Below are 8122 nucleotides of genomic sequence, written 5' to 3' on the forward strand. Positions count from 1 at the left end.
GGAGAGTAGGTCACCGCCGGACAAACATTTGAAGAACGAACACGCGAGGCCCTCGGGGCGGCGATCATCACGATAGTGGTGATCACCACCCGGGGGTCGTCGTCGTACTCCATGGGATCTCTCACATCGTGAGATCGCCCATAACCGATCGCCAAGCGTCCGGGATTAGCGTCGGCGACATGAACGTCGCCTATCGGAGCAGTCAGTTCATCGCCGCTTCCACGCCAGGCGTGTGGTCCGTTCTCGCGGATCCGGTCCGGCTGCCGGAGTGGCTCTCGGTCGTGGCGTCGATCGACGCAGCCGGACTCGACGGCGCGTTGTTCCGCCTCGGCGACCGGGTGCAGTGGATCCCGGCGGTTGCCGGCAGATGGGTGCACCGGACGTTCGCCCCGCCGCTGGAGGTGACCCGGTGCGAGACGGGGCGCAGGCTCGAACTCACGCAGCCCGAGCCGTTGGCGCGGACGGTCATGCGATGGACACTGGAGCCGGTGGAAGGGGGCACCGTCGTCCACCAGGAGGTGGTGGCCGCGGGGCCGTTGTCGCCCGTATACGACCGTGTCCTGGCGCGACGTGTGGCGGCGGGACCGCATGCGAACTTCGCTCGTCTCGCCCGGCTGGCCGGAGCACGATCGGAGCGTCCCCTGCACGCTCTGATCGCGGGCGGCACAGGCGCACTCGGCGGCCGCGTCGCGGCTGACCTGGCCTGTCGCGGTCACGAAGTCACGATCCTCACTCGCGGCCGGCCCCGGCGTGCAACACCCTACCGATACGTGAGGTGGGACGGCGTCACCGTCGGTCCGTGGGCACAGGAGTTGGAGCGGCCGCGCACCGTCGTGATCAACCTGGCGGGCGAACTCGTCGACTGCCGGCCTACGGACGCGAACATCGTGCAGCTGACGGCGAGTCGCGTGGATTCCACGCATGCGCTGGTGGCGGCCGCTGCGGAACGCGGACCGGTGCAGCGCTGGGTCCAGGCCAGCACCACCGCGATCTGGAGCGACGCGGGCGAGCAGCGCTGTACCGAGGGTACGCCGCTGCCGGAACCGGGTCTCCCGCAGATGACGGGCGTCGCGCGTCCCTGGGAGGCGGCGGCGCGGGGCGCGAATACGACCCACCAGAACATCATTCGTACCTCGATCGTGCTCGAACCCGAGTCCCCGGCCTTCGGCCGACTCGAGAACCTCACGTTGGCGGGGCTCGGCGGGCGCGTGGGTAGCGGCGATCAGTGGTTCAGCTGGATCCACATCGACGACTGGCTCGCGATCGTGCGCGCCGCACTCGGCCTCGAAGACGGTGTCGAGCTGCCCGACGGTGTCGTCGTCGCTGCGACGGAGCATCCAGTGCGCAATGTCGAGCTCATGCGGACTCTGCGCCGCGCGCTGCACCGCCCGCCATCGCCGCCCACCCCGGCGTCCGTGCTCGCGTTGGGCGCCATCGTGCTCCGCACCGATCCCGCCCTCGGCCTGACGGGTCGTCACGCGACTTCGACAGTACTGCGCGACAACGGATTCCGGTTCGCCCATCCGACTCTGGACGACGCGCTCGCCGATCTCCTGCCGGCACGGAGCCGAGCAGCGCTGCCGACGAGGTCCCGAACGCGGGCACTTCGGAGTCGGTAGCGCAGAAAACCAGTTGTGAGTGGGCGCTCATTTCGCTAACCTGGCGGCGTGACCGACAGCTCCCATCGCAGCCGCGCGCCGCATCTCCCTCCCGAGGAGCGGCGTGAGGCGCTCGTGCGTGCCACCCGTGATGCGCTCCTGGCGCATGGGGCGGTGCCGAGCACGCGGCAGATCGCCGAGGCCGCGGGTGTGGCGGAGGGGACCATCTTCCGGGCGTTCGGCACCAAGGAAGCGCTCCTGGATGCAGTCGTCGAGCGATCGTTCGATCCTGAGCCGTTCCTCGCAGAGGTCGACGCAATAGATCCGGAACTGCCGCTGCGGCAACGGCTCTACCAATTCGTCGAGCTCGCCCAGGCACGTTTTCAGAGGATCTTCGGCCTCATGTCGGCGCTTGGGATGGTCGCCCCGCCCTACCTGCGGGACGAAGGCGCGAGGAGACGTGCACGGCAGGGTGGGCCCGCGGTCACCGCCTCGATGACGCGGCTCATAGGGGACGACGCGGATCAGCTCACCGTGTCGCCCGAGCAGGCGCTGCATCTGTTGCGCCTGCTCACGTTCGCGGGCAGCCACCCGCATATCAGCCAGGGGCACATCCTCGTGCCCACATTCATCGTCGACTCCCTGCTCGACGGGATCGGAGCGGAATGCTCATCCGATTGATCACCCACAGGCTGCGGCCGTACCGGCCCTGGCTCGCGGCTCTCACGGTGTGTCAGCTGGTCAGCGTCGTCTGCAACCTCCTGCTACCCAGCCTGAATGCGCACATCATCGACCGCGGAGTCACCGTCGGCGACACGGGCTTCATCTGGGCCGAGGGCGGGCGCATGCTCGCGGTCACCTGTCTGCAGATGATCGTCGCCGCCACGGCGACCTACTTCGCGGCGCGAACCGCCATGTCGTTCGGGCGGGACACGCGCGCCGCGCTGTTCGACTCCGTCGGGCGCTTCTCCGGCCGCGAGGTGGCCGGGTTCGGCGCAGCGTCGCTGATCACCCGCACCACCAACGACGTGCAGCAGGTGCAACTGCTCGTCCTCATGACGCTGACCATGATGATCCAGGCGCCGATCATGGCCGTAGGCGGCGTGGTCATGGCGTTGCAGGAGAACGTCGGTCTCTCGTGGCTGATGATCGTCGCGGTTCCGTTGTTGGGAGTCGTTCTGGGCGTGGTGATCTCGAAGATGGTGCCGGGCTTCCGCCTCGTCCAGGGCCGGCTCGACGGGGTCAATCGCGTTCTGCGCGAGCAGCTCACGGGTATCCGCGTGGTCCGCGCATTCGGTCGCGAGCCGTTCGAGACGCGACGGTTCCACGATGCGAACACCGAGCTCACGGACGCGAGCATTCGCGTCATGCGCCTCATGGCGGTGATGTTCCCGTGGGTCATGCTGGTCATGAACGTCTCGACTGTCGCGGTGTGGTGGTTCGGTGCGCACATGGTCGCCGACGGCACCGCGCAGATCGGCTCCATCACGGCCTACATGCAGTACCTCATGCAGATACTCATGTCGGTCATGATGGCGACTTTCATGGTGATGATGATCCCGCGCGCGTCGGTGTCGGCGGATCGGATAGTCGCAGTCACGGACACCGTCACCACGGTGCGCCCGCCCGCGGATCCCGTACGGACGGATCCGATCACGGGACACGTGCGGCTCGACGGGGTGGGGCTCACCTACCCGGGTGCCGCCCGCCCCGTGCTGACCGGCGTGGACCTCACGGCTGTGCCCGGCGAGACGATCGCCGTCATCGGCTCGACCGGGTCCGGTAAGACGACCCTGGTATCGCTGCTCGCGCGCCTCTTCGACGCGACCGAGGGCGCCGTGCGCTACGACGGCGTCGACGTCCGGGACATCGCGGATGACGCACTGTGGGGCCACGTCGGGCTCGTGCCGCAGCGGCCCTACCTGTTCTCGGGCACCGTCGCCAGCAACCTGCGGTACGGGGATCCGGCCGCGACCGACGACCAACTATGGGACGCCCTCGAGGTGGCGCAGGCGAAGGACTTCGTGACGTCGCTCGGCGGGCTGGACGCGGAGATCGCACAGGGCGGCACCAACGTCTCCGGCGGCCAGCGCCAGCGCCTGTGTATCGCGCGCGCCCTCGTCAACAGACCGTCGATCTACCTCTTCGACGACAGCTTCTCGGCCCTCGACCTCACCACCGATGCCCGGCTCCGAGCGGCCCTCGCCCCACGCACCAGGAACGCCACCGTCGTGATCGTGGCGCAGCGGATCTCGACCATCGCATCCGCCGACCAGATACTCGTGCTCGAGGACGGCCGCGTCGTCGGGCATGGGACACACGCGGAACTACTCGAGTCCTGCACCACGTACCAGGAGATCGCGGGCAGCCAGGCCACTGAAGCGAGTGCGGCATGACGCGCCCGGTGGGACGCGGACCCGGCGGTATGCAACTGGGCCCGGGGGAGAAAGCGCTCGACTTCTGGCCCTCGCTGCGGCGCCTGGTGCGGCTGCTACGCGCGCAGCGCGGGGCGATGGTGGGCGCCCTGGTGCTATCGGTCGCTGCGGTCGCGGCGGCGGTGTCCGGCCCGAAGATCATCGGTGCCGCGATCGATCAGATCTACGGAGGTCTGCTCAGGCAGGCGCATCACGGCGCGGGCATCGACTTCGGACGTGTGGGCGACATCCTGATGTGGGCCGTCGCGATCTACATCCTCTCGTCGCTGTGCCAGTACGCGCAGGGCTATCTGCTCAACGGCGCCGTGCAGCGGGCGATGTTCGAGTTGCGCCGACAGGTGGAGGAGAAGCTGCACCGGCTGCCCCTTTCGTACTTCGACAAGCAGCCGCGCGGCGAGCTCCTCTCGCGCGTGACGAACGACATCGACAATCTCGGCCAGTCTCTGACGCAGGCGCTCAGCCAGTTGCTGGTATCGGTGCTGACGCTCGTCGGCGTGCTGGTCATGATGCTGTGGGTGTCGCCGCTGCTGACGGCTGTCGTGGTCGTCGTGATCCCGCTGGTCGTCGTGCTCACCGGGCAGGTGATGAAGCGCTCACAGCGCCGCTTCGTCGAGCAGTGGAGTCATACCGGCAAGCTCAACGGCCAGGTCGAGGAGGTCTTCTCGGGCCACGAGCTGGTCACCGTGTTCGGCCGCCGTGCCCAGGCGGCCGAACGCTTCGCAGACGAGAACGAGGAGCTCACTGCGGCGGCGTACAAGGCGCAGTTCGTATCGGGACTGGTCATGCCCATCATGATGTTCGTCTCGAACCTCCAGTACGTGGGCGTGTGCGTCGTGGGCGGTCTGCGGGTCGCCTCGGGCTCCATGAGCCTCGGCGACGTCGTCGCGTTCATCCAGTACTCGCGCCAGTTCACGCAGCCACTCACGCAGCTCGCGTCGATGGCGAACCTGCTGCAGTCCGGCGTGGCTTCGGCCGAGCGGGTCTTCGCGGTCCTCGACGCCGACGAGCAGGTGCCGGAGGAGCACGGCGAGCTGCCGCGACCCACACGCGGCCGGGTGGAATTCGACGGTGTGCGGTTCGGCTACAAGCCGGAGAAGACCGCGGACGTGTACGAGCCGCTCATCGACGGCCTCGATCTCATCGCAGAGCCGGGTATGACGGTCGCCATCGTCGGACACACCGGCGCGGGGAAGACCACGCTGGTCAACCTCGTGGAGCGGTTCTACGAGGTCGACAGCGGGCGGATCACGCTCGACGGTATCGATATCGCATCGGTACCGCGGCCTGCGCTGCGGTCCCGCATCGGCATGGTGCTGCAGGACGCCTGGCTGTTCGAGGGGACGATCGCCGACAACATCCGCTACGGCAACCTGAACGCGACCGATGCGGACCTGCGCCGGGCGGCGGAGGCGACGTTCGTCGACCGCTTCACGCACTCGTTGCCGGACGGCTACGACACGGTGATAGGTGACGACGCCGGCAACATCTCTGCAGGGGAGCGGCAGTTGATCACCATCGCCCGTGCGTTCCTCGCCGATCCGGCGATCCTCATCCTCGACGAGGCCACCAGTTCTGTGGACACCCGCACCGAGGTGCTGCTGCAGAAGGCGATGCACGCCTTGCGCGCCGACCGGACCAGCTTCGTGATCGCCCACCGCCTGTCGACCATCCGGGACGCCGACGTCATCGTCGTCATGGAGGCCGGGCGGATCGTCGAGCAGGGCTCGCATCAGCAGCTCCTCGACGCGGGCGGAGCGTACGCGCGGCTGTATCGCGCGCAGTTCGAGGGTGCGCTGGTGGGCGACGAGGAGCTGACCGGCCCGGCCACGTAGCCGGCCCCGTCCGGTGCCCGCGGCCCAGCGGGCGCCGAGGCGCGGCCGGGCGCAGACGATAGTCTGGACCGGACATACGCGAAGAGGGGTGGATCGACAGCGGGATGAAGGACGAACTGGCACCCGGCACGGTGATCGGCGGCTACCGGATCGAGCGGCGGCTCGGCTCGGGCGGGATGGGCTCGGTCTATCTGGCCCAGCACCCGGAGCTGCCGCGCCACGACGCGCTCAAGGTGCTCGGTGCCGGGTACGAGGCAGACGACGCCTTCCGCAAGCGCTTCCTGCGGGAGGCGGAGCTCGCGGCACGGCTCGATCACGACAACATCGTCACCATCTACAACCGCGGCCGCGCGGACGACCGGCTGTGGATCGCGATGCAGTACGTCGAGGGAGACGACTGCTCGGTGCTGCTGAAGAAGTCGCCCACCGGCCTGCCCGTCGACACCGCGGTCCACATCGTCTCGCAGATCGCGCGCGGCCTCGACTACGCGCACAAAGCGGGGCTGCTGCACAGGGATATCAAGCCGGCCAACATCCTGGTATCCGGCGCGGACGACGATGGCGAGCCCGGTCGCGTGCTGCTCACCGACTTCGGTGTCGCGAAGGGCGGCGACGACTCGTCCCAGCTGACCGTCGTCGGCACGGTGCTTGCCACACTCGCCTACGCATCGCCGGAGCAGTTGTGCGGCGAGCCGCTGGATCCGCGTTCGGACCAGTACTCCCTGGCCGCGACGTTCTTCCACCTCGTCGCCGGAAAGGTGCCGTACGCGGGCGGGACCACCGACGCGGTCATCGACGCGCACTTCAACGCTCCGCCACCCAGGCTCTCGGCGATCCGGCAGGGCATCTCGCCTGCGGTGGACTCCGTCGTCGCTCGTGGACTCGCCAAGACCCCGGCCGAGCGGTTCGGGTCCTGTCGCGAGTTCGCCGCCGCGTTGCGGCAGGCCGTCGCAACGCCCCGCGGATCGGGCCGACCGTTCCCGCCCGGCTCGCATCCGTCCGGGCCGCGTTACCCGTCGGGGCCTGGCTATCCCGTACCGCCCGGTCAGAGCCTGCCGCCCCAGCAGGGCCTCTCGTCGAGGCCGGGTCTGCCTCCGCAGCAGGGGCTGCCGCCTCAGCACCCGTCGGCGCCGCAGTATCCAGGTCGGCAGCCGTACGCGCCCGCATCCGCTCCGTACCGGCCGCAGGCGCCGGTGCCGGGCCGTCCCTCGGGAGCGGTACCCCGACCGGGTCGACAGGCCCCGGGTGCGCCCTTCGTAGGCCCGATGGCCGGTCCCCCCGCGCAACAGCCACAGGGGACGAAGCCCCCCGGTCCGTCGTCGGGCGGGATGCCGCTCGCGGCGTGGATCGTCGCCGGCGTCGCCGCTGTGGCGGTGCTCGTGCTGATCGTCGTGCTCATCGCGCTCTGACGCTTGCACCTGACGTAGCGGGAGGTCCTAGCGTCGGCTGGGCCGTCGCACCTGCGGCGGCGGAGGACGGCGAGAGGTGGAGACGTGTACCGGATCGGCGAGGTTGCGGACGCGACGGGACTGACCGTCCGTACGCTGCACCACTACGACGAGATCGGGTTGGTCACGCCCGCGGCGAGGTCCACCACGGGACACCGGCTGTACGCGGACGCGGACCTGCGTCGACTGTACGTGGTGTCCGCACTGCGGCAGATGGGCGTCCCGCTCGCTGCGGCGGCGTCCGTGCTCGACGGCGCGGTGCCCCTCGGCGAGGTGCTCGGCCGGCAACTGGAGTATCTCGACGAACAGGTCGCGGTATTGTCCGCGCTGCGGTCGCGGGTCTCGGGGGTGCTGGCGTCGCTGGAGCGTTCACCCGTCGACTCGTCGGACCTCCTGGATCTCATCAGGAAGGTGAATGCAGTGGACGAGGTAGCGCGGAAGTACTTCACGAACGAGCAACTCGCGGGCATCGAGCGGCGCGTCGACCCGCAGCAGGCGTCGGAGACCACGCGGGCGTGGGGCGAATTGATCCCGCAGGTACAGCGGGCGATCGACGGCGGTGTCGACCCGGCGTCCGCCGAGGCGGCGGGCCTCGCCGAGCGGTGGATGGCATTACTACAGCGTTTCCACGGTGGCGACGACGAGGTGCGGGAGGGCCTGTACCGGATGCAGCGGGAGAACGCCGCGGAGATCCGGCGCGACCACGGCGGTCCGAGCCCGGAGCAGATCGAGTTCATCCAGGCTGCGAACCGCGCTCGGTGAACCGGCGGCCTCCCTCCGGCCGGAGGGAGGCCGCGGCCCGTGGAACC

The 8122-nt window shown here is 69.2% G+C and carries 6 protein-coding genes; all 6 read left to right on the plus strand.

Annotated elements, in window-relative coordinates; genetic code table 11:
- Positions 1-179: 179 nt before the first annotated feature.
- Complete coding sequence (locus P0W64_RS22240) at positions 180-1619, plus strand: DUF1731 domain-containing protein (protein WP_275482384.1); 1440 nt, start codon at positions 180-182, stop codon at positions 1617-1619.
- Between the two features lie 48 nt (positions 1620-1667).
- Positions 1668-2279, plus strand: coding sequence for a TetR/AcrR family transcriptional regulator (locus P0W64_RS22245; RefSeq protein ID WP_275482385.1), 612 nt, complete (start codon positions 1668-1670; stop codon positions 2277-2279).
- Positions 2264-3994, plus strand: coding sequence for an ABC transporter ATP-binding protein (locus tag P0W64_RS22250; protein WP_275482386.1), 1731 nt, complete (start codon positions 2264-2266; stop codon positions 3992-3994). Before P0W64_RS22245 ends, P0W64_RS22250 begins: the two co-directional genes overlap by 16 nt.
- On the plus strand, positions 3991-5865 hold the full coding sequence (locus tag P0W64_RS22255) for an ABC transporter ATP-binding protein (protein ID WP_275482387.1): 1875 nt from the start codon (positions 3991-3993) through the stop codon (positions 5863-5865). The genes P0W64_RS22250 and P0W64_RS22255 overlap by 4 nt, the downstream gene beginning before the upstream one ends.
- Before the next feature lie 104 nt (positions 5866-5969).
- Positions 5970-7274 carry a serine/threonine-protein kinase gene (locus P0W64_RS22260; protein ID WP_275482388.1) on the plus strand — a complete coding sequence of 435 codons (1305 nt, stop codon included), beginning with the start codon at positions 5970-5972 and terminating at the stop codon, positions 7272-7274.
- A gap of 84 nt (positions 7275-7358) precedes the next feature.
- Positions 7359-8075, plus strand: a complete 717-nt coding sequence (locus tag P0W64_RS22265; RefSeq protein ID WP_275482389.1) for a MerR family transcriptional regulator — start codon at positions 7359-7361, stop codon at positions 8073-8075.
- Positions 8076-8122: the final 47 nt, after the last annotated feature.

The sequence above is a fragment of the Tsukamurella sp. 8F genome, from assembly GCF_029167375.1.
Lineage (GTDB): Bacteria > Actinomycetota > Actinomycetes > Mycobacteriales > Mycobacteriaceae > Tsukamurella.